The 25478-nt window shown below is 40.3% G+C and carries 21 protein-coding genes; 7 read left to right on the forward strand and 14 right to left on the reverse strand.

Features of this window, described 5'->3' with window-relative positions; genetic code table 11:
- Positions 1-519: 519 nt before the first annotated feature.
- The 6 genes from NK987_RS11700 to trxA form a co-directional block, all read right to left on the reverse strand.
- Positions 520-1761: a helix-turn-helix domain-containing protein gene (locus NK987_RS11700; RefSeq protein ID WP_259263983.1), complete on the reverse strand. Its 1242-nt coding sequence runs from the start codon at positions 1759-1761 to the stop codon at positions 520-522.
- A 473-nt stretch (positions 1762-2234) separates the two neighbouring features.
- Positions 2235-2633, reverse strand: coding sequence for a YeeE/YedE family protein (locus NK987_RS11705; protein WP_258424321.1), 399 nt, complete (start codon positions 2631-2633; stop codon positions 2235-2237).
- Positions 2634-2736: 103 nt separating this feature from the next.
- Entirely contained in the window at positions 2737-3318 is a 582-nt protein-coding gene (locus NK987_RS11710; RefSeq protein WP_258424243.1) for a YeeE/YedE family protein, read from the reverse strand.
- A gap of 24 nt (positions 3319-3342) precedes the next feature.
- On the reverse strand, positions 3343-4731 hold the full coding sequence (locus NK987_RS11715) for a hypothetical protein (RefSeq protein ID WP_259263984.1): 1389 nt from the start codon (positions 4729-4731) through the stop codon (positions 3343-3345).
- Between the two features lie 129 nt (positions 4732-4860).
- Entirely contained in the window at positions 4861-6279 is a 1419-nt protein-coding gene (locus NK987_RS11720) for an MBL fold metallo-hydrolase (RefSeq protein ID WP_259263985.1), read from the reverse strand.
- Between the two features lie 87 nt (positions 6280-6366).
- Positions 6367-6687 carry a thioredoxin gene (trxA, locus tag NK987_RS11725; RefSeq protein WP_258424240.1) on the reverse strand — a complete coding sequence of 107 codons (321 nt, stop codon included), beginning with the start codon at positions 6685-6687 and terminating at the stop codon, positions 6367-6369.
- A 145-nt stretch (positions 6688-6832) separates the two neighbouring features.
- Between trxA and NK987_RS11730 the strand changes: the two genes are divergently transcribed.
- From NK987_RS11730 to NK987_RS11740, 3 genes are all read left to right on the forward strand, one after another.
- Complete coding sequence (locus NK987_RS11730; protein ID WP_259263986.1) at positions 6833-9820, forward strand: glycosyltransferase family 117 protein; 2988 nt, start codon at positions 6833-6835, stop codon at positions 9818-9820.
- Positions 9821-10098: 278 nt separating this feature from the next.
- Positions 10099-10317 (forward strand): hypothetical protein, encoded by a 219-nt coding sequence (locus NK987_RS11735; RefSeq protein ID WP_259263987.1) that lies wholly within the window; start codon positions 10099-10101, stop codon positions 10315-10317.
- On the forward strand, positions 10299-10685 hold the full coding sequence (locus NK987_RS11740; RefSeq protein ID WP_259263988.1) for a type II toxin-antitoxin system VapC family toxin: 387 nt from the start codon (positions 10299-10301) through the stop codon (positions 10683-10685). The genes NK987_RS11735 and NK987_RS11740 overlap by 19 nt, the downstream gene beginning before the upstream one ends.
- 933 nt (positions 10686-11618) lie before the next feature.
- Here the strand turns inward: NK987_RS11740 and NK987_RS11745 are convergent.
- Positions 11619-12398, reverse strand: a complete 780-nt coding sequence (locus NK987_RS11745; protein WP_259263989.1) for a class I SAM-dependent methyltransferase — start codon at positions 12396-12398, stop codon at positions 11619-11621.
- A 49-nt stretch (positions 12399-12447) separates the two neighbouring features.
- Here NK987_RS11745 and NK987_RS11750 point away from each other — a divergent pair, with 49 nt between their 5' ends.
- A complete protein-coding gene (locus NK987_RS11750; protein WP_259263990.1) occupies positions 12448-13698 on the forward strand; it encodes a GWxTD domain-containing protein in 1251 nt (416 codons plus the stop codon).
- On the forward strand, positions 13671-14447 hold the full coding sequence (gene rlmB / locus NK987_RS11755; RefSeq protein WP_259263991.1) for a 23S rRNA (guanosine(2251)-2'-O)-methyltransferase RlmB: 777 nt from the start codon (positions 13671-13673) through the stop codon (positions 14445-14447). Before NK987_RS11750 ends, rlmB begins: the two co-directional genes overlap by 28 nt.
- Before the next feature lie 9 nt (positions 14448-14456).
- On the opposite strand, the gene NK987_RS11760 is transcribed toward rlmB, so the two are convergent.
- Entirely contained in the window at positions 14457-16958 is a 2502-nt protein-coding gene (locus NK987_RS11760; protein ID WP_259263992.1) for a mechanosensitive ion channel family protein, read from the reverse strand.
- Between the two features lie 253 nt (positions 16959-17211).
- On the opposite strand from NK987_RS11760, the gene NK987_RS11765 reads away from it, so the two are divergent.
- Together NK987_RS11765 and NK987_RS11770 are read left to right on the forward strand one after the other, a co-directional pair.
- Complete coding sequence (locus tag NK987_RS11765) at positions 17212-17640, forward strand: Hsp20/alpha crystallin family protein (protein ID WP_258424233.1); 429 nt, start codon at positions 17212-17214, stop codon at positions 17638-17640.
- A 179-nt stretch (positions 17641-17819) separates the two neighbouring features.
- On the forward strand, positions 17820-19316 hold the full coding sequence (locus NK987_RS11770) for a Do family serine endopeptidase (RefSeq protein ID WP_259263993.1): 1497 nt from the start codon (positions 17820-17822) through the stop codon (positions 19314-19316).
- Between the two features lie 169 nt (positions 19317-19485).
- Here the strand turns inward: NK987_RS11770 and NK987_RS11775 are convergent, their stop codons facing one another.
- The 6 genes from NK987_RS11775 to ccoN all read right to left on the reverse strand — a co-directional run bounded on the left by NK987_RS11775 (position 19486) and on the right by ccoN (position 25478).
- Complete coding sequence (locus NK987_RS11775) at positions 19486-20190, reverse strand: sulfite exporter TauE/SafE family protein (RefSeq protein ID WP_258424231.1); 705 nt, start codon at positions 20188-20190, stop codon at positions 19486-19488.
- The gene (locus NK987_RS11780; protein ID WP_259263994.1) at positions 20191-20616 is read right to left on the reverse strand and encodes a FixH family protein; all 426 of its coding nucleotides are present in this window, start codon (positions 20614-20616) and stop codon (positions 20191-20193) included.
- Between the two features lie 116 nt (positions 20617-20732).
- Positions 20733-22154, reverse strand: a complete 1422-nt coding sequence (ccoG, locus tag NK987_RS11785) for a cytochrome c oxidase accessory protein CcoG (RefSeq protein ID WP_259263995.1) — start codon at positions 22152-22154, stop codon at positions 20733-20735.
- A gap of 56 nt (positions 22155-22210) precedes the next feature.
- Positions 22211-23155 carry a cbb3-type cytochrome c oxidase N-terminal domain-containing protein gene (locus NK987_RS11790; RefSeq protein WP_259263996.1) on the reverse strand — a complete coding sequence of 315 codons (945 nt, stop codon included), beginning with the start codon at positions 23153-23155 and terminating at the stop codon, positions 22211-22213.
- A complete protein-coding gene (locus NK987_RS11795) occupies positions 23142-23333 on the reverse strand; it encodes a cbb3-type cytochrome c oxidase subunit 3 (protein WP_258424227.1) in 192 nt (63 codons plus the stop codon). Before NK987_RS11795 ends, NK987_RS11790 begins: the two co-directional genes overlap by 14 nt.
- Before the next feature lie 12 nt (positions 23334-23345).
- Positions 23346-25478, reverse strand: a complete 2133-nt coding sequence (ccoN, locus tag NK987_RS11800) for a cytochrome-c oxidase, cbb3-type subunit I (protein ID WP_259263997.1) — start codon at positions 25476-25478, stop codon at positions 23346-23348.

Consider the following 25478-nt stretch of genomic DNA (forward strand, 5'->3'; position numbering starts at 1 on the left):
CTGCATGATTGACGAATAGGTAATCCTAGGATAGAGTGGAGGAATTTTCTTATGGGTGATGAGTAGTTCCTTCGTATTGTATTGTAAAGCAAACCAATACCCAGGCAGGATTCAACTTTTGTATGTTTCAAAATCGGATTTTGAAACATGCTTCCATTTAACAGGATTTACCCAGATTTGAAATCCAAAATTCTCGTATTAAAATCAAATCGGCATTTATCTATGCAGGTAAGAAATTTTTTGAAAAAACAGAAAATACACCGTTCATATTAGAATTGATGGAAGGTTTTTCCTATGCGCCCCAAAAAAATGAAACCGGGAGAATAGATTATTTTTTAGATTACCTAAGAAAAAAAGATAGTGATTAGTGTTAAATGCTAACAATAAATACGGGTTAATTCAAGCCTATTAAGAAGCAGAGAGGGTATCCATCATACCTTTTAGATTAACCGGATAGGTTTCGAAGGAATAAGAATTGATAAAAAAATTTAGAACCAGGTTATTTTACTTGGAATTTAATCAAGTGGGAATTTCTTGGAATTTTTTCCAGAATTCAGAAGGACTAAACCCCATCTCTTTTTTAAAAGCATTGAAAAAAGTAGTCCGGGAATTAAACCCAGAAATCTCTCCTAGAGCTTCCAGTGTATAATCATCAAGGTAGCCTTGCTCTATTTTTGAGATGGCGTATTCTACCCTGTATTGATTTAAAAATTCATTAAAACCTTTTCCAAACTCCCTGTTGATGATGTAGGACACTGATTTTGGTGAAACATTGATCCTGCCGGCAAACTGATGTAATGTGATTCCATTTTTCACGAAAATCTTTTCTTCCTCAATTACATTCAAAATCTGTGATTTGATCAGTTCGGTATCAATTTGGGAAATAAAATCAGGTATTTCGTTGGCAGTTTTGGAAGGCAGATTTGGGATATGGAATGCAATTGTGTCGGTAACCTTGACTTGCATTTCTTCCTCCACTTCCATCTTGCTTTCTTTTTCAGAAAGGAAACCCACAAGGAACCCCGGCTTGAAATTCACAAAAAGATTTAAAAAAAACAGCCCAAGAAGAGACATCCTTCTGATCAGATAATTCTCCGCAGTCCAATCAACAATATGCAAAAGGTTTAAATTTTCAATCACTGCATAAGCAAGCTGAAATACCACCAGCCAGCCCAATACTATAAATGCAATCATAAAATCGTTGCAAATCTTTTTTCCGCCAAAAAAATCAAACACTTCAGGTCGGTGCTTAAAGGCTAAATAGATTGAATAGCCAAAATAAACTGTCTGCAAAATTATCCTGAAGATGAAATGAAATTGGATAGGAATCAATCCGCTAGCTTCAACATTGATTTTGGCCGGATCTAAGGTCAAAGTTTCCGACAAAGCCAATTTTACTTCTTGTGATTGAATGTAAAAAGGAATCAGATCTATAAAATGTATCAAAAATGGCAAAAAATGGAGGGCATCCAAGGTTTTAAAACCACTCTTTCCAATAAGTGAATTTCTGAAAAACAAGAAAAAGAAAGGAGCACAGAGGTACATAAAAGGGCTGACTGTCCGTAGTAAATACGGAGCTTCTTTGATAAAACCCGCTTCAAACCATATATAATAGATAAGCAAACAAAAGTTATAAAAAAATAAAGAGGTGTAAAGGAGCTTAATCGGCTGAATGCTTTTGTCCTTGTTGAAAATTAGAATCAGGCTGCTGAAAGTGGCGGTGGCGAGAAGCATTACCACAAAGAGAATCTGGAAATTCATTGGTCAGAATATAGATTATGGTGATTGAGAAAAAGAGAGAAAAACGGTGAAATTTGTTTTTAAATTTAGCATCTTTTATAGAAAAAAAAAGGATAATTTTTATTACAAACCATTATTTATAATAAAAACAATAATTATATACACTTAAATTGATATGATTTTTAAAAAAATGCGAATTAAAACAATTCAGTAAAAAGTAAAAAGATGAAAATACCCTTAGAGAAATAGTTAAATATTAAAATAAATATGTCCCTTTGTGATTTTCCTTGATTAACCTATTTCGGTATCTTTTTTTTGCAATTCGCTAAAAAAAATTGAAGAAAAACCCTGAATTATATTTTCAGGTCCATAAAGAAGGTTCTTTAGAAGTTGAAAAAAAAAGCCACTTCCTTTCGGAAGCAGCCAAGTGTTTAAGTTCAATTTACGGAAATTTTAAACTACAAATACTATACCAATAGAGACATAGGGTATTTTTAATTTGGTAATTTATGGGAAAACCTTCCATAAACCCAAGTGCCTGCTACTGCGCTGACTAAGGTCACCAGAATAACAGTGAACCCACTTCCTATTTGTGCAAAAAGAGGTCCCGGACACGCTCCTGTCAGCGCCCAACCCAATCCAAAGATAAATCCTCCTATGATCTGTCCTTTTCTAAATTCCTTATCGGTTATGACGATTTTATCGCCTTTGATAGTCTTAATATTAAACCATTTGATAACCTGAATCGATAGCGCACCTACCACAATAGCTGAACCTATTACCCCATACATAAAGAATGACTGTAACCTGAACATCTCCTGAATTCTAAACCATGATACAATTTCGGCTTTTATGAAAATAATACCGAAACCCACTCCGATGATCAAGTACATTAATAACTCCAATGGACTTTCGCCTTTTTGTTCTTTATTTGGAGTTGCTCCGACATTCGGTTTTTCTCCTTTTTTTACTGCTGTTCCCATTTTTTTCTAAAGATTAAAAGCCTACTAATTTCATCAAAGGACCAAGAAAGAGATGCGTCATCAAGAATCCTCCTGCCATGAAGAAGATCGTGGCGACGACTGACGGCCACTGCAACGAACTGATACCCATGATCGCGTGTCCTGAAGTACATCCTCCTGCGTACCTGGTACCGAATCCTACCAAGAATCCACCTATTACGAAGAACAGTAAGCCTTTAGCAGTAAATAAATTCTCCCAAGTGAAAATCTCGTGAGGCATGATGCTTCTGTAATCCGTGATACCAAGAGCAGCCAAATCACGCTGTGTGGACTCGGCAACTTCTATCATTTCGGGATTTGCCAGTAAGTTATGGCCAATAAAGCCTCCGATGGCGACACCGATGACAAATGCGATGTTCCACAATTCCTTTTTCCAATCATAGGTAAAGAAAGGAATATTGGCCGGCACACACATAGCGCAGACGTGCCTCAAGGAGGAAGATATCCCGAAGGCTTTGCCTCCGACAATCAACAAAGTAGGGACGATAAGCCCGATCATCGGACCAGCTATCCACCAAGGCCAAGGCTGCTTAATCCATTCAATAAACTGTTCCATTGTATTCTTTTTGTTTGTTTAGTTTTAAAATCTGTAATCAATAATAAAGTTTAAATTCCACATATCTACCCTATTGATCCTATACTTGTCGGGAACTTCGGCCTGGTTTTGGGCAGTTTTTTGGGCTACCATAAACTGAATATCCAATCCTTCTAGGTAATTGCTGAATCTGTAGTCCAATAGACCTGTAAAGTGGTAATAAGATGGGATTCCGTATTTGTTTGTTTTGAATGAATCCAACCCTCCATGATTGACTTTGCCTGCTCCAAACTGCGCATTCAAACCATTGATAGGCGTATCATAGGCATATTTGAAGACCAACGCATCCATATCACCACTTCCCTCATACCTCTCCCTTGACATACTTGCATAGAAGTTTTCCCTGCCCCATTCTCGTGGGAAAAGGAATCTACCCCTGTCATTTATTCCAAGAAAATTGGCTGAAATGTGATGCCGTCCTGAGTTTAGTCCGATTTTTGCGCCAAATCCAAATGACTTTTCATCCGGAAGCATGTAGGTCTTTTCAATTTCTGAGTTTCCTCCGCCATTGACAGCTGTCTGAAAGAAACCCTGACCGCCCAAGTCGACCGAGGCATGTCCAAGACCCAGAACATAATCACCTTGCAAAAAACTCATGTTAAAGACATTTTCTGCAAAATAATTCCATCCCTGAGCGGAAAAACCATCTTTTCGATACTTCAGTCCGATCATACCCATTCCTTTTGAAGAAATGTTATGGGAATAATTGGATGGTTCTCCAAATGGATTTCTCCCAAAAGGATACACCCCAAACGATTCTTCCATACTAAACCAATCCACAGTACCCCTTATGGTCACTGCACTCAACCAAGAAGCTGTTGTTTCCCAATTGGACTTTTGGTAATTGACAGTAAGGCCACTAAATATATTGGGCCTCATCCTGTTGTCCTGTTCATTGAGAAAAGGCGAATTGATCTTTTGTCTTCCAAAGACCGTTCTAAAATTTCCTCTTTTGTAAGAAATAAAGAACTCTTCCAATCTGTCAAGATCCGTCATATTCTCAGGATCGTGCATGTCAAACAGCAGGATTTCATACCTATTGCCTGCACCGGTAGTTGGATCAGCTACAGCAAGATTGTTTTCAAACAACTGAAACACAAAAAAGCCGCTGAACCCTACTTGGAATCCTTTATATACCGGGCTGAGGTAACCCAATCCCGCACCAACTCCCAGTGCTGAATAATCAAGCAAGTCTCCCCTGTTATGGGTAGACATAAGAAATGACCTGATGTGGAAATCAAATTTTCCTTTTTCAAGATCATGTCCCAATTTCCTGCCGGATTCTTCATGGCCAGAAAGTGAATCTATGTGATTTTCCTGCGCTACTGCTGGGAAAATTAACCCCAAAAACAGCATCAAACTGATCAATCGCATTGTATTCAAAATTGCCCAGATTTCCATCCAATTACAGTGACATTTATCACTTTTTTTGATTCGAAATGAAAATGGCAAGACCAAAGTCTTGCCATGTGGGGTAAAACACAACTCTTTTGTAATTACTTTTTAGAGCAAGGTAGTAGGACATACATAGTCGCTTACTTTGAACAAAGAGGAATCCTTGATGGCGTCAAATCCTCCTTTGATATCCACGAGATTGTCAAAACCTCTGGCTCTCAAGATAGAACAGAATACCATCGATCTATAACCTCCTGCACAGTGGACATAGTAGGTCTTGTCTTTATTGATCTGAGCCATGCTGTCATTGATATAATCCAACGGCGCATTTTCTGCATCAATCACATGTTCGCTGAGGTATTCACTGTTTTTCCTTACATCCAGGATATTTGCACCTTCTTTTTCGATGATGTGGGATAGCTCGTCAGTGGTCACAGTCTTGATTGAATCCACTTCTCTGCCATCGGCCTTCCAAGCTTCAAAACCACCCTTGAGGTATCCGATACAGAAGTCATATCCAACCCTTGCAAGTCTTGTAATGACTTCTTCTTCTCTTCCCTCCTCAGCTACGATCAGGATTTCCTGCTTGAGGTCCGGAACCAATGCTCCTACCCATACCGCAAAACTTCCATCGATACCGATGTTGATAGAGTTGGGGATAAAACCTTTTGCAAAAACCTGCGCATCTCTTGTATCGATAACAACCGCACCCGTTTCGTTGGCAGCAGCTTCAAATGCCGCAGGACTTAGTGGATTGAACCCTCTGTTCAACACTGTATCAATAGACTCATATCCCTGAATATTCATCATGACATTTTGAGGGAAATAAGCCGGAGGAGGAGTAAGTCCCGTAGTCACTTCCTTGATAAATTCCTCTTTGGTCATTTCCTGAAGTGCATAGTTGGTCTTCTTCTGATTGCCCAAAGTATCGGTAGTCTCTTTGCTCATGTTTTTGCCACATGCACTTCCCGCACCGTGTGCTGGATAGACGATAATATCATCAGCCAAGGGTATGATTTTATCTCTCAATGAATCATAGAGATGGGCTGCAAGCTTGTCTTGGGTCAAGTCAGCAATGACTTTCTGCGCAAGGTCAGGTCTTCCCACATCTCCGATAAACAAAGTATCACCTGTAAACAAGGCTTCCTCTTTTCCTTCCTCATTGATCAAAAGGAAGCAGGTACTTTCCATGGTATGTCCGGGAGTATGGATTACCCTGATTTTTGCTTTGCCAAGCGGAAATTCCTGACCGTCTTTGGCAACAATAGCATCAAACCCCATCTTCATTCCCGTAGGTCCGAATACAATCGGAGCGCCGGTTTTGATGGATAAATCCTTGTGACCAGAAACAAAGTCAGCGTGAAAGTGGGTTTCAAAAACATACTTGATAGTATCTCCCCTTCTTTCAGCTTTTTCAATGTAGGGCTGTACTTCTCTCAAAGGATCAATCACAGCGGCTTCGCCATCCGACTCGATATAGTAGGCTCCCTGAGCCAAACATCCGGTATAGATCTGTTCAATTGTCATATGCTTTTTTTATTTTTTTCAGTTGAATGATATGTAAAATTATCTTTCTGTATTTTTCTTTAAAATGACTTTTGTCACATTTTTAAATTACACTTTCTGACTCAAGTTGTCCTCTATTACTTTGACCAATTGATTGGCAGGAACGACGCCTGATTGTCTCCAAAGGGGTTTACCGTTTTGGAACAAAATCAAAGTCGGAACACCTCTAACCTGATACGCACTGGCGGCGTAGGGATTTCGGTCCACATCCACTTTGATGATTTTGACTTTATCACCCACCTGACGGGCTGTATCTTCTAGTATAGGTTGCATCATTTTGCAGGGACCGCACCAGGTGGCAAAGAAATCCACCAAAACAGGTTGGTCGCCTGAAATCAATTCGCTGAATGTTTTTGGTTGTGCACTCATGGTTATTATTATTTAGATGATACAAAGCTACAGACAGGGCCAATGTTGAACAGTAATTTTTATCACAATACCTTAAATGCTGTTAAAAAACAGATGGATTAGGATTTATTGATTATTTTCGCCCGAAACTATTATTTCAAAAACAATGCTTGACTATCAAAAGGCCAATAACCTCACAGGATGGCTGGTTTTTCTTCTATCAACTACCGTCTTTATATTGACAGTGGAACAGACCGCCAGTTTTTGGGATCCGGGAGAATTCATAGCTGTATCCTACAAACTGCAGGTACCACATCCTCCGGGAGCGCCGTTTTTCCTGTTGATTTATAGAATGTTCGGATTTCTGGCATTCGGAGACGGATTAGCTGTAGCCTATTGGATGAATGTCGGAAGTGCTGTTTTCTCAGGATTTACAGTGCTTTTCCTGTTTTGGACCATTACCTTATTCGGTCGTAGACTTTTCCAGATTCAAAAAGGAACAGAAACCAAAGGCCAAATCATCACCCTGATGGGTGCAGGTGTGGTGGGTTCTCTCATCTATACTTTTACAGACAGTTTTTGGTTCTCTGCCGTGGAAGCAGAAGTGTATGCCATGTCTTCCTTCTTTACAGCGATAGTCATTTGGGCATTTCTGAAGTGGGATGTGATCGAAGACCAAAAGGAAGAAAACAGATGGATGATATTTATCGCCTATTTGGTGGGATTATCGATTGGTGTCCACTTGCTGAACCTTGTTACTTTACCGGCTTTGGCTTTGGTGGTGTATTTCAAAAAATATCCTAATCCAAATCTCAAAGGAGGTATCATTGCCCTTTTATTGGGTGGCTTTGCATTGATTATCATCAACAATTTGATCATCCCCGGGCTTCCAAGTCTTGCAGGTTCCATGGAGATTTTCTTTGTCAACAGCATTGGGTTGCCATTTGGATCTGGAATAGTTGTCTTTTCCGCTTTGTTTTTGGGTTCCGTGATTTATGGAATTCTCTATTCCATCAAAAAAGGAAAAGTCATTCTCAATACTGTTTTGGTTTCCCTTGTATTTATTCTGATTGGTTATGGGTCATACGCGCTTATTGTCATCCGTGCCAACCAAGATCCTGTCATCAATGAAAATGCGCCAAAGGATATCATCAGCTATGTTTCTTACTTGAAAAGGGAGCAATATGGTTATCGTCCTTTGATCCATGGTCAGTATTTTGATGCCGAATTGGTTGATCAAAAAGAGGGTGCCCCAATTTATATGAAAGGAACAGACAGGTATGAAATCGTGGATTATTCTACAGTCAATGAATATGATCCTGCGAGGACAACCATCCTACCAAGGATTTATTCCACCCAAGACCGCCACAAACAAATCTACCAATCGAAGCTTGGATTGAGAGAAGGTCAAAAACCAACTTTCGGAGACAACCTCTATTTTATGTTTACCCATCAGCTTGGGCATATGTATTGGAGGTATTTTATGTGGAATTTCTCAGGAAGGGAAAGTGATTTTGCAGATGCGCCTTGGATGGGAATCACAGATTTTTTCTCAGATATCTATCCTGATTATATCAAAGAAAACAAAGCGCATAACAACTACCTGATGCTGCCTTTGATTTTGGGTTTGATCGGTTTGGTCTTTCAGGCAAAAAAAGACAACAAGTCTTTCTTTATCTCAGCCATGTTGTTTCTGATGATGGGTGTTGTATTGGTATTATACCTCAATTCTCCGCCTGTTGAGCCTCGAGAAAGGGATTATATCTATGTGGGTTCTTTCTATGCTTTTGCGATTTGGATAGGTCTTGGCGTGATGGCCTTGGCATACTATATAGAAAGATTGAACAAGAATCTCGTCGTGGCAGGTATCATCGCCACGCTCGCGACTGTGCCGGTGGCGGTATTGATGGCCAACCAAAACTGGGACGACCACAACAGACAGGGAAGATTTTTCTCTGTTGATTCAGCCAGAAACTTCCTTGCTTCATGTGCTCCAAATGCAATTTTGTTTACCGGTGGTGACAATGACACTTTCCCGCTTTGGTATGTACAGGAGGTTGAAGGCTTCAGAACTGATGTGCGGGTGGTGGTATTGAGTTACTTTGATACAGATTGGTATGTGGAGCAAATGGCCCGTCCGGTCAATGAATCGGCTGCTTTGCCATTTTCTTTGGATCCAAAAAATTATAAAAAAGGCACCAATGATGTCCTTTATGTAATGGAAAGAGAGAACCTTCAAGCCATCTCAGCTTCAGAATACCTCAAACTCCTCAACAACGGCAGTGATCTTTTGAAATTGGCAGCGTCAGGAAGCAAAAATACCTATAACATGGTGCCTTCGAGGAACCTGATCTTAGATGTCGACCTGGAAAATGTCTATATCCAAGGCCTAATCCCCGAGTCAATGGAAGGTCTGATGACCGAGCAAATCAACCTCAGGATCAAAGGGAATTACCTCACAAAAGGTAACCTGATGCTGATCGACCTGATTACCACCAACAATTGGGAAAGGCCTATCTATTTTAACAACACCTCATTGGCTACCATCACACTTGACATCGAAGACTATGTGGTGATGGAAGGCATGACTTACAGGTTGCTTCCTGTGAGAAAACCTGAGGGTATGAGAACCGAATTGGTGAATACCGACCTAGCTTATACCAATATGATGGAGAAGTTTGCTTTCAGGGGAATGGACAATCCTGACAATTATTTCGATGATGAATTCAGGAGATTTACCTCCAATCACCGCTCTGCGGTAAACAGTATTGCCATTGCGTTGTTAGACGAAGAGGATATGGAAAGGGCTGCGGAATTGTTGAAATTCAGTATGAAGGTCATGCCTCATGAGGCTGTTGCATATGATTTGGCAAGCGGACAGTCGGTTCCTTTGCTGTTTGAGGTTGGAGAGGATGATTTAGCTCTGGATGTTGTGGATAAAATTTCCCACAAGTCCATTCAGATGCTGGAGTTTTACAAAAAGACAGGTCGGGATTATGACCGCGAAGCCCTGATTTCGATAGAAATGTTGAAGTTCTTCATCCCGCTGTTGGATGAAAGAGGTTATTCCGAAATCTCGGAAAAACTCAAAGCAGAGTTGGAAAAAATCCTTGGGCCCGGTTCAGCCGGAGGCAGCCTGTTGGATAGAAGATAATTTGTTTGGTTTTTTAAATCCAAAATCCGGGTCCTGCAAAGGACTCGGATTTTTTTTGGTCTATCCTGATTTCAAAACAGAAATCAACCCCACCAACAGTCTGCCCCCTAGGGGCGAATTCTTAGTAGGCCCGTGCAAGGTGCTTCTCTGATTATCCTACTTCCACCAATCTCCCTGCACTGCCGCTCGGGTGTAAAATAATCTGCAACGAGTAGAGAACCGAAAATTGTTGTTCCTTCTATTGAGGTTTTAAAAGGCGTTCTTAATATATTTAGGATATGGAAACCATTTCAATTGAAATAATAGATGAAAAGGCGATAGCCTTACTTGACAATCTTGAAAAGAGAAATCTGATTAAGATCAAGAAATCCATTAAAAGACAAAAAATCAAAACTGAAATAAAAACCAAATCAATTTTTGATTTTGCAGGACTTTGGGAAAACAGAGAGGTTGATTTAACTAAGCTTAGAGAAAAAGCATGGCCAAAAAGGACCTGATACTTTGTGATACAAATATTCTAATTGAATTGTTAAAAAATAATTCATTGATTATTGATAAGCTTAAGTCAATTGGGGAAGACAGGATATCTGTTTCTATGGTTACTGCCGGAGAATTGATTTTCGGAGCTTTAAATAAATCTGAAATGGTCAAAATAAACAAGCTTATCGAACTCACACATGTACTTCCAGTAAATGAAACTATATCTTCCATTTCACTAGATCTATTAAAGAAATACACTTTAAGTCATCACCTTTCTTTACCTGATTCCTTGCTTGCTGCTACGGCAATTTTTTATGAAATACAGTTATTCACCTTGAATATCAAAGATTTCAAATACATTGATGGTGTTACTCTTTGGGAATAATTTAACTATTCTCACTTAGACTAGCAGCCCCAAAGCGGGCGAAATAACAATAGCCCCGTGCAAGGTGCTTCTCAGATTTTTTTCTTTAACAAATCTCTTTGCACCGCCGCTCGGGGTTATAGAAATGAGACGTCTCTGGTTTTTGGGAGGAAAAGGGTAAAGTAAGGAATAGGGTTTACACCAAAAACAGGGAAGGTTGATTGATCAATACATTTCTATTCTTTCCTAAAGTATTTTCTTTACGTCTCTTCCTCATGTCACTTTTTGTCTTGAAACAAAAAGTAACCAAAAAATTCAAGTCGGCGGAATCCTATCCACGCTCTATCCCTCCGCCGGCCCGGTCCGCCGACTTCCTCCCCACAGGCGTTCCAAAATAGAATTTCCCTGAAGTATAAATTTTCAACCAAAGCCAACTCCGACTAACAGTCCGCCGCGGCAGCTCGAAATAATACTAGCCCCGTGCAAGGTGCTTCTCAGATCCTAATATACTTTCACCAATCTCCAAGCACCGCCGCTCGGGGTTATGGAAATGCGATGTTGCCGGTTTTTGGGAGCAAAAGGGTAAAGAAAGGAATTGTGTTTTCCCCAAAAACAGGGAAATTAAAACCCATAAATTAAAAAATATAAACCACCTAAAAAAGAAAATAACCCTGCACTAGTTAATTTTAAATCTCCAATTGTGGCACCATTTTTATTCTTGTACGCTCCTTCCCTAATTTGAATAATGAAAATGATAAGTGAAACAAGAATAAATGAAATTCCAATAAGTATGTTGAATACATCCATAGTTCCAAATTTACAATTGGCCAATTCTAACGGTCGCTAAATCGAAAGATAATTCTTGGTCATTTGAATTACAAATTCCACTAAATAAAATGGTGTAGAATAAACCTACGCCTTTTTTTTAATTAATTTCTATTTCACTACCTGGGATTAGCCTTTCTTATACAACACATAAAACAAATCCAAACCTTTATCCGTGTGGTCGACAAGGAGATAGTCTTCATAGCTGATGTCGGTGACGGAAGCGCCTTGCTGTTGGTGGAGTTTGTTGCGGTTCATCCTATTCAGGATTTCATATGGCCACCTCAACACAAAAGCCGGAAGCCGGTATTGCAGATCCAAAATATCAAATCTCATGATTTTGCGGACTGAGGCCCTGTTGGCTTCGTGGTAATTCCATACTTTTTCATTCCCCCCGATTCCCAGAGATTCCACTTTATCAAAAATCCCCTTGCACAGATCTGTCAGTTGCGTGCCTGTGTATTCCCTTATATGCCAAGGGTTTCGCGAAAGGGTATGCTTAATATTGGGCGTGGAAATGATCGCTTTGCCGCCGGGCTTCAGCACACGATATATTTCCTGCAAAAAAAGCCTGTCATTTTGGATATGCTCGATGACCTGAAAGCTGACCACGGTATCATAGGTATTGTCCTTCAAACCGGAAAAAGGAGGTATCACGGCTTGTTCAAATTGGATTCCTGGAAATTTGACTTTAAGGTTCTCAATCACCTCTTGGATTTTGTCGATCCCGAGGTAGCTGTCTACATTTTCCAACAAAACCTCTACCCCTCTTCCCTCACCACAACCCACTTCGAGGAGCTTTCCGCTGACCAAAGGTTTGGCAGCAATGTACGCTTTGAGCAGACGCTGATGGATGGGATTGTCACTCACCAACTTATCCGAAGCGATTTCCGTTGTATAGGTAGCCATTCAAATTTTCATTAATTTGGGCAAAAATAAGGTTAATTTTTAATACAAGATGATAGGACAAAAAATCAGCGACAAAATAAAGCCAATTATAGGCCTGGTATTATTCCTCTTTTGCATTCCCTCAATCATTTTAGCACAACAAAATCTCGAAACGGCCAATCAGGCACTGAGGTATTCTCGTTACTCAAGGATATCTTTAAAAATCATCCCTGTCGAAGAATCAAACAGGACTTTCCTGCTCCAGATGACGGTCGAAAAGATCGAGGAAGATATAGAATTTGGCAGCTATGAATTTTATTATGGTGTGGTTTCAAGTTTTCAGGAACCCCTGACTGACCAAAATTTGATCAGGCTCAACAGTCAGGACATTATCCGTGATACAGACTACCACTATTATTTTGAGAAAAGAGTGACTGTGCCTGAAAGTCAGCAAATGGCGATTGCCCTGATAAAAGCGGTAGATACAAGACAGGGGGATGAATATTTTTACCACATGGATCTGATTAGTCCTTTTATATTCGGCCATTCTAATTTTGGTGTTTATTATGAAGACAAGATTCCTTTTGATCAAAACTTTTTGATTCAAAATGAACCGATAGAATTTAAAGGCAGAGGGATTGTCAACCTCCATACTTTCTTTTATCCCAACACCTTTGATGTCCCGATGCCACCGATGGAAATCCGGCCTGCACCTGTCCCAAGGGAGGTAAAAGTAGAATATCAAGGCAGCTTTTTGGCAAATCTCCCAAAGGCCTTTGCAGGCGAGGGATATTACTTCATACAGTCTGATACCAATTCTACACAAGGGGTAATGTTAAAAACTGTGCATGACATTTTCCCAAGGGTAAAGGATTACGATGAAATGGTGGATATGGTCACTTACATTTCCACAAGAAGGGAGCATGAACTCCTAAAAGAAGCCGCAGATAAAAAAATCGCTTTGGACCAATATTGGTACACCTTGACCAAAGACACTGTGTCTGCCAAAAAACTCATCAAAGAATATTTCAAGCAGATAGAGTTTGCCAATATCCTATTTACGGATTTCAAAGAAGGTTGGAAAACAGACCGTGGAATGGTCTATACAGTCATGGGGCCTCCAAACGAAGTGTACTTCAGGCAGGACAGTGAAAGTTGGTCTTATGGAACACCTGACTCAATTTCAAAAATAACCTTTACCTTTGCGCGGGTCAAAAATATTCTGACCCCTAGTTTTTACACACTCAATAGGTCAAGGGCCTTACAGCCCGAATGGTTCAAAAGCATTACATTATGGAGAAACGCGCAGATGGTTTTCTGATCAACAAAGGCGAGCAGGATAAGGATTTTATATTCGGTACTAGGGCTGTCATGGAAGCAATCCTAGCCCACAAGGAAATAGACAAGATTTTGATTGACAAAGAAGTTAACAATGAACTTATCAAAGAACTCCTCAAACTGGCAAAAGACGAGAAAATCCCCGTTGTCCGTGTCCCTGACGCCAAGCTCAACAGAATTACAAGAAAAAACCATCAGGGAGTAGTAGCCCATATGTCCTCCATCGAATATGCATCTTTGGACAATGTCATTGAAGAATGTTTTTCAAAAGGGATTTCCCCCCTTATTTTGGTTTTGGATAGAATTACAGATGTGAGAAACTTCGGCGCCATTGCCCGGACAGCAGATTGTGCAGGAGTACATGCCATCGTCATCCCCGAAAAAGGAGCTGCGCAGATCAACTCAGATGCAGTCAAAACCTCTGCAGGAGCACTGAACCACCTTCCGATCTGTCGGGTAAAAAACCTATATTATACAGTAAAAGACCTGAAAAAAATGGGGCTTAATGTCATCAGTGTCAGTGAAAAAACTGACAGATTGATGTACGAAGCTGATTTTTCTATTCCTACCGCTTTGATCTTGGGTTCTGAAGAAGACGGAATTTCCCCTGAGCTAATCGGACTGAGCGATGAATTCGTTAAAATCCCCATGTCGGGAAACATCGGAAGTCTCAATGTCTCCGTCTCAGCGGGTGTGGTGATTTATGAAGCTATCCGACAGCGATCCAAATAGGCGTTAAGTCTATTTTGGATCAGAATCAGATTTCCCTTTTGGCTTTTCCTCAGGACTTATTTCTCCTGGTTTCATGACCTTTTCTCCAATTAGACCCGGAAAGCTTTTTACATAAAGATCCCTTTGAGGAAAAGGAATTTCGATTCCGTATTCTTTAAATGATTTGAAAATTCCACGCATGACCTGATCTCTGATCAATACCCAGATATCCACGTCATTGACCCAAAAGAGCACCCGGAAATTTACCGAATTGTCCCCAAAAGTCTGTAAAAATACCTTGGGTGCAGGAAGGTTCATAATTTCATCTACTTCCAGTTGTTTTTGGATAAGTGCTGTCACCAAATCCATATCAGAATTATAAGCAACCCCAATTGTCAATTCCACCCTTCGGGATTTATCAGAAAGTGTCCAATTGGTCAAGTGGTGCGCCAAAAGATCACCATTAGGGATTATCACCTCAGCGCCATCCCAATTTCTGATTTTGCTTGCACGGATTCCAATATCCTTGACAACGCCTTCCACAGTCCCTACTTGGATGGTATCTCCAATCTGAATGGGTCTTTCAAAAGCAAGAATAATCCCTGAAACAAGGTTATTAACAATCGTCTGTAATCCAAAACCTATACCAACAGACAAAGCACCAAGTATGATGGTGATTTTATCAATTGGAATGCCTGAGGCAGCGATAGCAATTAGAAATCCTAAAGTAAATACCGCCAATTTGATCAATAGAATGGAAGAGCCCAATCTTTTGCTTCTCTCATTCCCATGCTGCTCATCTTTTATGGAAGCAAAATAGCCAATGGTATTTGCCAGAAAAGAGGACAGATAAATGATCAGAATAAAGACGGCAATCTGAGAATATGTAAAAGAAGCATTGAGGATTTGTCGTGGCTTATCAAAGAAATTAAAAACCATTTCCAAAAAGGTATCCAACAAATGGAGACTTTCTAAGAAATAATACCCCCAAATGATAATAGCAAGGTATGTGAAGAACTTATTTACTCTTTTTTGAATATCATAAAATGCAACAGCAGAAGTAAAACCATCTCCGTTCTTTTTGCTGACTTCAATTTGGATATAGATAATTTCCTTGAGTATGATTACAAAAATTATCAAACTAACGGCATGCAACAAACTGATAGAACCAACAATTCCAATCATTTTTGACAAACTAAACCTTCCAAAGATATTTGTCAAAAAAGAAACCGATTCGAAAATCATATAGATGATCACGATGGTTTTAATATAAGAAGGCAGGTTTTCTTCCTTTTTCTGCTGAAGTTTGATCATTTTCCAACCAAGGATAATCCCTAAAAAATTGAATAATATCAAATGCCATCTTTCCTGATAGGCAACCTCCCAATAAAGGTTGCTGATCACACTTATGAAAAACAGGAAATACACCAATAGCCAGAGTCTGTATGCCTTTGATGACAATCGGCTTCTTAGTAGAATAGTAGCTATAGTGACCAAAATAAACATAAGCAGGGCGAAAAACACTGCCGGCGGATAAGGATAAAAAAATGGAGAAACGGCTAATACAACTACCAAAGCCGCAAGAAAGGGATGCTTGTTTAAGTATTTTAACCTCCCAAATATGATTCCCGAAAACTCTTTTTCAAGCGTTATCTTTTTGATGTTTGAGTTGATGTAGAAATAAAGGAGATAAACCAGACCAAAAAGAAAAAGGGTAAGAGGGATATTCCTAGACAAATAATTCCCAATTATCCACCTATTGATCCTGAGTGCATCAAAAAAAATGTCGACAAGCCTGTCTGTATTTGGAAAATCCTTTGGTTCCCAGATATAATTGTTTTCTTTTTCAAATAGGGTTCTTTCCAATTGGATCCGCGCCTGTCTCAAATCTTCCACCCTCAAATCAATATCATTCAAAATAGTGGAAACTCTTGATTGGATAACTGCAGTCAAAATCCTCTGGGAATTAAGTAAACTGTCCGTTTCATGAACCAAAGTTTTCAATGACTTGATAGAAACCTGATATTCGACAAGCATAGTTGTATCCCTAAAGCTGTATTTGAGCAGGTCATCGTTCTGGATACTGTCCATTTTTTCTTTGAGCCCGACCAATTCTTCCATCCTATCATAAATCACCTTATCCTTATCCCTTATTTTCCTTTCGTTATAAGCCAGTAGGTTTTCTAATGCAGTGAGGTATCTCAGGTTAATCTTAGTATTCTCAGGGGAAAGTGTCTCGGTAATCCTGTCCAAAACTCCCTGGGCATTAGGAACAATCTGCATGATTTCAGTCGTATCAAGTTCTTTTTTCAAAACCTGATTCATGCCATTTAGCGTCGTGGTATATTGTTGGACCTTTTTGATACTTCCTTCCAAAGAAGGTTTTTTGTCTACAACAACTTCCTTCATTTGTTCTTCCAAATTCAGTTCAAGAAGACTGTCGATGGAACTTACAACGGGGATTTCCTGAGCAAATCCAAAATGGGAGGTCAGAAAAACAAAAGCAAAAAGAAAAAAGATTTTATAGCCCATGGGTATATTTTTACAATCTAAATGTAAGGAGATTGGGGAATTCGGCCAAGGTGGGGCACTTTTTCAATTCCTCTCTTTTCATGTATAAGCTAAGATAGGAAAACCTTTTAAAGCAACAAATCGCGTCATAATGACCGAATTAATGAGTAAATTAAAGGAATTAATGTCAAAATGGCTTGATTATTCAGTTGGTACAAAATTTAATAAATGTAACGGTGAGGATAAAATTGATTAAACCAAAAAATATCAAACCATGAAACTCGTAAAATACAACCAACTTGACCCGGCCTATCCGGCTACCTTTAGCACCCTTTTGGATAGATTCTTCAATGACTCTATCGGACAAAACCTCAAGCAGTTTACTCCCGCTGTAGACATCTCTGAAGATGAGAGCAAATATGAGCTCCATGTTTCCGTCCCCGGGATGAAAAAAACAGATTTCAATCTTGATTTGACTGAGGGAAGACTTACTGTATCAGGAGAAAGAAAAATGGAAGAGAAGAAAGAAGGGAAAAATTACCACTCACTTGAAACTCACTATGGTTCTTTTAGCAGGTCATTCTATTTGCCAGATGATGTTAATTCTGACAGCATAGAAGCTGTATATGAAGATGGACTGCTCAAAATCAACCTTCCAAAAGCGGAAAAGAAAGTCAACAAAGCAAAAATCGAAGTAAAATAAGGCAAGTGGGGAAACCCACTTCCTTTTTTTTTGTTGTACAATAGTGGAAACTTTCCACTTCAAATTCTTTTCTGTTAATCCTTGTTAAAAACTTATACCTATTCTATAAATAAGCTTGGTATTTGATAACAGGACAATGTAAATTTCGTGTACAAACCAGAACTTAAACCACTATAAAAATGAATAAAAAGCAGTTTTTCCTGGGAATCATCCTTGCTTCCCTCTTAGGTGGAGTAATTGCTCTTGCGGGGGCAAGCTACCTGATCAAACCAAATTCAGCCTCCAATTTCACAGACAAACAGGACACAAGTTTAGTCAATTGGTTGTCTGATGAAAAATTTAATGTACCTGATGGTATCAATTTCGTCGCCTCAGCAGCTGCTGTCACACCCGCGGTAGTCCATGTTAAAAGCAGCGTCACTGTTTCCCAAAACCAAAGAGGATCGGATCCATTTGAAGAATTTTTTGGCTTTCGTAATCCAGAAAGGGACATGCAGCCAAGAGAAGGGATGAGTTCCGGATCGGGAGTAATCATATCCGAAGACGGCTATATCGTTACCAATAACCACGTCATCGACAATGCTTCCAAAATCGAGATTTCTTTGGAAGATAATTCAAGATATACTGCCCGTGTCATTGGAACAGATCCTACTACGGATTTGGCTTTGCTGAAAATCGAAGCAAACGGTTTACGGTTTGTAAAGTTTGGCGATTCAGACAAAATGAAAGTCGGTGAATGGGTATTGGCTGTGGGTAATCCATTCGATTTGACTTCTACAGTTACAGCAGGTATTATCAGTGCCAAAGCGAGAAATATCGGCATTTTGAGGAATTTGGAAAATAACCTTCAGATCGAATCATTCCTTCAGACTGATGCAGTTGTCAATCCAGGCAACTCAGGAGGAGCCTTGGTAAATCTTGCCGGAGAACTGATCGGTGTGAATACAGCCATTGCTTCAAGAACAGGAACATTTAACGGTTACGCATTTGCTGTTCCAAGTTCTATTGTCAAAAAAGTAATGGATGACCTTTTGGAATATGGCGCTGTACAGAGAGGCTTATTGGGTGTAAGTATCCAAGATGTATCCCCTGAATTAGAGGATAGAATTTCTGAGAAATTATTCACTTCAAGAGGTGTCTATGTAGCAGGAGTCAATGAAGGCAGTGGCGGTGAAGAGGCAGGGTTAAAACCAGGTGATGTCATCATCGGTATCGATGGTGTTGAAACAAACAATGTCGCAAAGCTTCAGGAAATGGTCGCCAGAAAACGCCCGGGAGATAAAGTAGAAATCAAATACCTGAGAAAAGGAAAAGAATCAAAAGCTACTGCAACGCTTAAAAACATTTCAGGGGATACAAACATCGTCAAAGTCATTCCCCCAAAAATCGTCAGTTTTAACGGCGTGACTTTTGAAGACATCAAGCCTGCTATGAAAGAAAGACTAAGCATAGAAGGCGGTGCTGGAATCACAGCTGTTGAAGATGAAAATTGGAAAAAATCAGGTGCTAAGCCAGGTTTTATCATCACTTCAGTAATCGGCTCCAACGGAAGAAATAAAATCAGCAATTCTGAACAATTGGTAGATATATTAAAAGACAATATCGGCGAGGAGATCGTAATCCTTGGTCTGTATCCTAATGGTCAGGAATATTATTTTGAAATAAAAGTAGAATAAGGTTAAATGTCGATTTGATTAACAAAGCCGGTCTGAAATTCAGATCGGCTTTTATTTTGCCTGAAGGTGCCAAAACACCTCTATGCGAAGTCATATAATTAATTTTAAAAACAAAAAATGAAGTTGGAAGGTCTAGTCAATCATTAGCCCAACTATTAAAGAGAAAAAATCAATGGCAAACTGTGATTTCGGTGGTCAGATTTCCTTCACTGAATACAGGAAGCTTTGGACTGATGAAATTGATTCCCAAGCCCATTCCTCTTACGATAAATAATATCCCGATAAACATGGCGAAATAAGGAAGTGCATTGGTCAATTTGGTTCGTATAGATAGCGAAAGGATTTTTCCTGAAATCATAACCACAATCAGCATAGGTGTTGTCCCCAAACCAAAAAAGAACATATACATCGCCCCTTCAAGCGGACTTTGGAGAGCAAGAGAAGCAATCAAGGCAATATACACCATCCCACAGGGAAGTAATCCATTCAACAATCCGGATGCAAAAAAGGCAGGTGTCCCTCCTTTTTTAAGAAAATAGCCCAACTTGGATTTCAATTTATTTACCCCACCGTATAAACCGGATTGGGTAATAAGTCTCTCAGAACTTTTGTAAAAAAATGCCATCAATAAAATAAGGGAACCCATCACAATGGAAATCCATTGTTGGATTCCTGCCAAAGCAAGGGAAAAACCGATTAGACCGATCAAAGCACCCAAAATAGAATAAGTAACAGTTCGGCCTAGGTTGTAGATGATTTTATTTCGTAAAAATCGGGAGTTGTCTTTGGCAGACACCGCCAAAGCAATGGGTCCACACATGCCCAAGCAGTGAAACGAACCCAAAAATCCCAATAAAAACGCTGTCCAGATCATTTAAATATTGATTTTCTCTTCGTGGAAATAATCGACACCATTTTCTGACCAGGTCAATTTCAACTTCCAATAACCCGGTTTAAGGGTTTTTAAGTCAAAGGCATTTTCATTTTGACTTGTAATTTCAAAGTCAATTTTTTGATCAAGTCTGGCATCCGAGGGCCTGAATAAATGCATGGTTCCTTTTGACCCTGCAGGAAGATGTAAATCCACTTTTTTGAGTTGACCGTCATAATCCAACACCTTGTAATCAAGAGAATTTGCATTGATCATTTTATCGATTTGATCTTGGTACTTGATCTCTTCTCCATAATAATCTTCAGTGACAAGATGGATATCATCTTGCTTAACGCAGATCGTAACCAATCCTACCATCAAGCTGATGAAGACAATCAATGTGATTACTATTCCTTTTCCCCAGTTCATATTTTTTTGGTTAATGATTAATTGGTTATTAAGTTCTTAAGTTTCAAAGTTGAAATATTGGAAGGTATTCGGTTATTTGTAGAACTGAGTACTGACTACTGTAAACTGATCACTGATTACTGATTACTAAAAACCGGTCCAACAAAGCTCGTGCTGATCTTGTCAATTACTTCACCGTTTTGCATCAGCAGTAAGGTAACATCTTCTTGGTTTACAAGCATGTCCTTTTGGTCTTTTACTAAAAAGAACCTTCCGTTAAATTTCGCCTGACCATCCAAAGTCCAGTTTTGGTCTCCGACTACCTCTACGGTATATTTTTCATTTTCAGAAACTAGAGCTACTTTTTGGGCATCAAATGTTTTGTTGATAAAACTTACTTCGTAAAGGTTACTGATCTGTCCTGTATCCCGTGCCTGATAAGTCATTCCCCTAAACCTGGTCACAGTCGCCGCCAAATCTTCCCTAGTGGCTATCAATGCGATAAATGCCCCCATCAAAACGACCAACATTGCTGAATAGGCTTTCACCCTTGGTGTAATCAGTTTTTGGGTACGGTGCATCACACTGTTATCGGAAGCATATCTGATCAAACCCTCCGGCCTATCCACCTTGACCATGACTTCATCACAGACATCGATGCAGGCTGTACAGTTGACGCATTCCATCTGTACACCATTTCGGATATCAATCCCTGTCGGACAAACCTGAACACAAAGTCCACAGTCGATACAATCACCTTTTGGTTCCTCTTCAATCTTGTTTTTGCGGATCGGTCCCCGAGGCTCTCCCCTGACATGGTCATAGGTGACATTGATCGAATTGGCATCCAACAATACCCCCTGTAGCCTTCCATAAGGACATACCACAATACAGGCCTGCTCTCGAAACCATGAAAAAACAAAAAGAAATATCCCGGTGAATGCCATCAAACCGATGAATCCAGCCATATGGGCTGAAGGTGGCTGACTGACGATTTCCATCACTTGGTCGACCCCTATCAGGTAGGCCATGACCAAATGGGAAATCATCAAAGAAATGATTACGAAAATGGTCATCTTCAAACCTTTCTTCCAGATTTTCTCACTGTTCCATGGCATCTCATTCAGCTTTCTTTGTTGGTTGGCATCGCCTTCGATGGCATATTCGATTTTGCGGAAAACCATCTCCAAAAACAAAGTCTGAGGACAGGCCCACCCACAGAATATCCTGCCGAACACTGCTGTGAAAAGAATCACAAACACAAACAATATCAACAATAAGAAGATTAGCAAATGGGTATCCTGAGGCCAAAATGCAGCACCAAAGATGATGAACTTTCTTTCGAAGATATTAAACAGCATGTAGGGCCTTCCGCCCACTTGGATAAATGGTCCCGCAAATAGTATTGCCAAGAGCACCCATGATAAATAAGTCCTCCATTTATAGAATTTGCCCGATACCTTTTTGGGATAGATCCAGTTTCGCTTTCCCTCTGAACTTACCGACGCGAGTGAATCCCTAAAATGCTCCGGATCTAAATTTGGATTGATCTTACTCATAATCTTGAAATTGAAAATTTTAACCCCTGAGAGATAGTCCTCTCAGGGGTTATTACTTATTTGGCTTCTGCTACTGCTTCTACAGCAATAGGGGCTGCGACTGAATCTGCCTTGGCAGGCTCAACGCCTGCAGGTACATATCTCTCTCCTTCTGCTGCCTTGGGATTGGCAGGTGTTGTTCCTTGGAGCGTCAAGATAAAGCTAGCAACTTGTTGCATTTCTTCTGGACTTAATTGGTCTTGCCAAGGAATCATCCCTTTTTCCGGAACACCATATTTGATCACTTTGAAAATATCATTGATTGATCCTCCGTGCTTCCAATACTCATCTGTGAGGTTGGAACCTACGCCTCCACCCCCATCTTGTGCGTGGCAAGCTACACAGTTGGCACTGAAGATGCTTAGTCCTGCTGCAATGGCTGCGGGAGTTTCATCAAATACTACAGAAGTCTCATCAATGCTACTTACTGCAAGTGCCTTATATTCCTCTATCTGAATGGCCGCAATTCTCTGTTCTTCGGCATATTCTTCGAGTTGGGTTTTGCCCAAGCCCAAAACAGTGAAGTAGGTGAAATAAATCACAGCAAATCCTATGGTGAGGTAGAATACGTTGGCCAACCAAGGCGGCATGTGGTTATCAAGTTCCACAATACCGTCAAAAGTATGTTCCTTCATGAGTTCTTTCTCTTCTTTACCTCCCACAGGTTTCATTTTTCCTGTGACGTATTTGATCTTAAACTCATCCCACCATGAAGGTTGGTTTGCCATTTCCGGATTTTCTTTTCTGAATACTGCCGTCATAAACGTCATCAGATAAATCATCAAAATCAGAAGTAAGACGATGACACCTAGCACTACTCCAAGAATCACAAGAAGCGTGAGTTGAGTGCTGTCCATACTTTGAAGGTTGGCAAACCAAGTAGATTCGCTTGTCTGCGCAAATGAAGGAAGTGCTAAAAACATCCCTGCAATCACTAGAAATAAGGATTTAAACTTTTTCATAGCCTTCTAAATTTTGTGGTTTGTCATTGAAAGGCATTTCCTTCATGTGGTTGATGTATTTTTTATCCACACTGATCACCCATATAAACATCCCTATAAAGAAAATCACGAAGATCAACAAGGAGATGATGGGGTAGATTTCTATGTTCTCGATGGAACTTAATATGTCCTTTTTCATAGTTCCTGATATTTATGGGTTAGAGGCTGTAGTTTTTTTGATATCTGTACCCAAGCGTTGGAGATAGGCGATCAATGCCACCATTTCGGATTCAGGCATTACTTCTACACCTGCTGTTTTCAGGTTGGCAGCTATCTTATTGGCTTGTAAAGTCAGGTCTGAATTGGCTTGCGCATCATATCCTTCAGGATAAGGAACACCCAATTTTTGCAAGGTTCTGATTTTGGCTGGAACATCAGAGTGGTCCATGATATTGGTAGACAACCACGGGTATGGTGGCATCAATGATCCCGGCGACATGGATGTAGGATCTACCATGTGGTGGTAATGCCAGCTATCTGGATATTTTCCTCCCTCCCTATGCAAATCCGGACCGGTACGCTTGGAACCCCAAAGGAATGGCCTGTCATAAACAAATTCACCTGCCTTGGAATATTCACCAAATCGTTCTGTCTCCGATCGGAATGGTCTGATCATCTGTGAGTGACAACCCACACAACCATGAGAGATATACAAATCTCTACCCTGAAGCTCAAGAGGGGTGTAAGGCGTTACACTTGATATCGTAGGCACATTGGATTTGACCAAGATGGTTGGAATGATCTCTATGGCTCCACCTATCAAGATGGCTATGGTCGCCAAAACTGTAAAGAATACAGGCTTTCTTTCCCAAGCCCTGTGCCAGAATTCTCCCTCAACAGGTACGTGCGGTTTCAATGCAGGAGCTTCATCAGCCTCTTCAGCCATGAATTTACCCTGCTGTGCTGTTTTTACCATATTGTAAACCAACAAGAATGCACCTGCCAAATACAATAGACCACCAAAAGCCCTCAACATATACATAGGTTTGATTTGAATGACAGTCTCCAAGAAGTTTGGATATGCCAATCTACCGGCTTCGGTAAATTCCTTCCACATCAATGACTGAGTCAAAGCTGCGACATACATCGGCAATGCGTAGAATATGATACCAATGGTACCCATCCAAAAGTGGGTGGTGGCAAGTTTTGTTGAATACAGGTTTGTTTTCCACATTTTTGGCCATAACCAATACAACATGGCAAAAGTGAAGAAACCGTTCCAGCCCAAACCTCCGATGTGCACGTGTGCCACGATCCAGTCAGTATAGTGAGCTATGGCGTTTACATTTTTCAATGAAAGCAAAGGCCCTTCAAATGTGGACATACCGTATGCTGTGACAGCGACCACCATAAATTTTAAAACAGGATCAACCCTTACTTTGTCCCAGGCACCTCTCAATGTCAAAAGACCATTGACCATACCTCCCCAAGAAGGAGCGATCAGCATGACTGAGAAAACAGTACCCAATACCTGCGCCCACTCCGGTAATGCCGTATAAAGCAAGTGGTGAGGACCTGCCCAGATGTACAAGAAAATCAATGACCAAAAGTGAACAATGGATAACTTATAAGAATAGACCGGTCTATTCGCTGCTTTTGGAAGATAATAATACATCAATCCCAAGAAAGGCGTGGTCAGGAAGAATGCTACTGCATTGTGTCCGTACCACCACTGTACCAATGCATCCTGGACACCTGCATAGGCAGAGTAACTTTTGAAAAAGGATACTGGTAAAGCAAGGGAATTGAAAATATGGAGAACAGCTACTGTAACGAAAGATGCCAAATAGAACCAAATGGCGACGTACATATGCTTTTCTCTTCTTTTGATCAGGGCACCGATCATGTTGGCACCAAAAGCAACCCATACTATGGCTATCAAAATGTCAATCGGCCATTCCAATTCGGCATATTCCTTAGAGGTGGTCAAACCCAAAGGAAGGGTGATGGCAGCCAATAGAATGATCAATTGCCAACCCCAAAAATGGAACCAGCTGAGGGCCTTGCTCCACATCGGTGTTTTCAATAGTCTAGGCATGGAATAATAAATCCCTGCGAAAATCGCATTTCCCACAAAAGCAAAAATCACCGCATTGGTATGGAGCGGTCTGATTCTTCCAAAAGTGGTGTAGGGATTCCCCAAATTGGCCTCGGGCAAAAACAGCTGGGTAGCTGCAATAACCCCGACCAGCATTCCGACAAGGCCCCAAGCTATGGTGGCGACGCCGAAGTACTTTACGATCTTGTTGTCGTAACTGAACTGTTCAAGTGTTGTTCCTGGCAT

It is taken from the genome of Aquiflexum gelatinilyticum (genome assembly GCF_024813435.1).
Classification (GTDB): Bacteria; Bacteroidota; Bacteroidia; order Cytophagales; family Cyclobacteriaceae; genus Cognataquiflexum; species Cognataquiflexum gelatinilyticum.

Excerpts from the sequence above, each read along its gene's own strand:
- NK987_RS11760 (WP_259263992.1), bottom strand. The coding sequence starts at position 16,958 with ATGGGCTATAAAATCTTTTTTCTTTTTGCTTTTGTTTTTCTGACCTCC.
- trxA (WP_258424240.1), bottom strand. The coding sequence starts at position 6,687 with ATGAGTGCACAACCAAAAACATTCAGCGAATTGATTTCAGGCGACCAA.
- NK987_RS11790 (WP_259263996.1), bottom strand. The coding sequence starts at position 23,155 with ATGAAAAAGTTTAAATCCTTATTTCTAGTGATTGCAGGGATGTTTTTA.
- NK987_RS11740 (WP_259263988.1), top strand. The coding sequence starts at position 10,299 with ATGGCCAAAAAGGACCTGATACTTTGTGATACAAATATTCTAATTGAA.
- NK987_RS11780 (WP_259263994.1), bottom strand. The coding sequence starts at position 20,616 with ATGAACTGGGGAAAAGGAATAGTAATCACATTGATTGTCTTCATCAGC.
- NK987_RS11720 (WP_259263985.1), bottom strand. The coding sequence starts at position 6,279 with ATGACAATTGAACAGATCTATACCGGATGTTTGGCTCAGGGAGCCTAC.
- ccoG (WP_259263995.1), bottom strand. The coding sequence starts at position 22,154 with ATGAGTAAGATCAATCCAAATTTAGATCCGGAGCATTTTAGGGATTCA.
- NK987_RS11795 (WP_258424227.1), bottom strand. The coding sequence starts at position 23,333 with ATGAAAAAGGACATATTAAGTTCCATCGAGAACATAGAAATCTACCCC.
- NK987_RS11750 (WP_259263990.1), top strand. The coding sequence starts at position 12,448 with ATGATAGGACAAAAAATCAGCGACAAAATAAAGCCAATTATAGGCCTG.
- NK987_RS11775 (WP_258424231.1), bottom strand. The coding sequence starts at position 20,190 with ATGATCTGGACAGCGTTTTTATTGGGATTTTTGGGTTCGTTTCACTGC.
- NK987_RS11705 (WP_258424321.1), bottom strand. The coding sequence starts at position 2,633 with ATGTACTTGATCATCGGAGTGGGTTTCGGTATTATTTTCATAAAAGCC.
- NK987_RS11710 (WP_258424243.1), bottom strand. The coding sequence starts at position 3,318 with ATGGAACAGTTTATTGAATGGATTAAGCAGCCTTGGCCTTGGTGGATA.
- NK987_RS11730 (WP_259263986.1), top strand. The coding sequence starts at position 6,833 with ATGCTTGACTATCAAAAGGCCAATAACCTCACAGGATGGCTGGTTTTT.
- NK987_RS11735 (WP_259263987.1), top strand. The coding sequence starts at position 10,099 with ATGGAAACCATTTCAATTGAAATAATAGATGAAAAGGCGATAGCCTTA.
- NK987_RS11765 (WP_258424233.1), top strand. The coding sequence starts at position 17,212 with ATGAAACTCGTAAAATACAACCAACTTGACCCGGCCTATCCGGCTACC.
- NK987_RS11715 (WP_259263984.1), bottom strand. The coding sequence starts at position 4,731 with ATGCGATTGATCAGTTTGATGCTGTTTTTGGGGTTAATTTTCCCAGCA.
- rlmB (WP_259263991.1), top strand. The coding sequence starts at position 13,671 with ATGGAGAAACGCGCAGATGGTTTTCTGATCAACAAAGGCGAGCAGGAT.
- NK987_RS11745 (WP_259263989.1), bottom strand. The coding sequence starts at position 12,398 with ATGGCTACCTATACAACGGAAATCGCTTCGGATAAGTTGGTGAGTGAC.
- NK987_RS11700 (WP_259263983.1), bottom strand. The coding sequence starts at position 1,761 with ATGAATTTCCAGATTCTCTTTGTGGTAATGCTTCTCGCCACCGCCACT.
- ccoN (WP_259263997.1), bottom strand. The coding sequence starts at position 25,478 with ATGCCAGGAACAACACTTGAACAGTTCAGTTACGACAACAAGATCGTA.
- NK987_RS11770 (WP_259263993.1), top strand. The coding sequence starts at position 17,820 with ATGAATAAAAAGCAGTTTTTCCTGGGAATCATCCTTGCTTCCCTCTTA.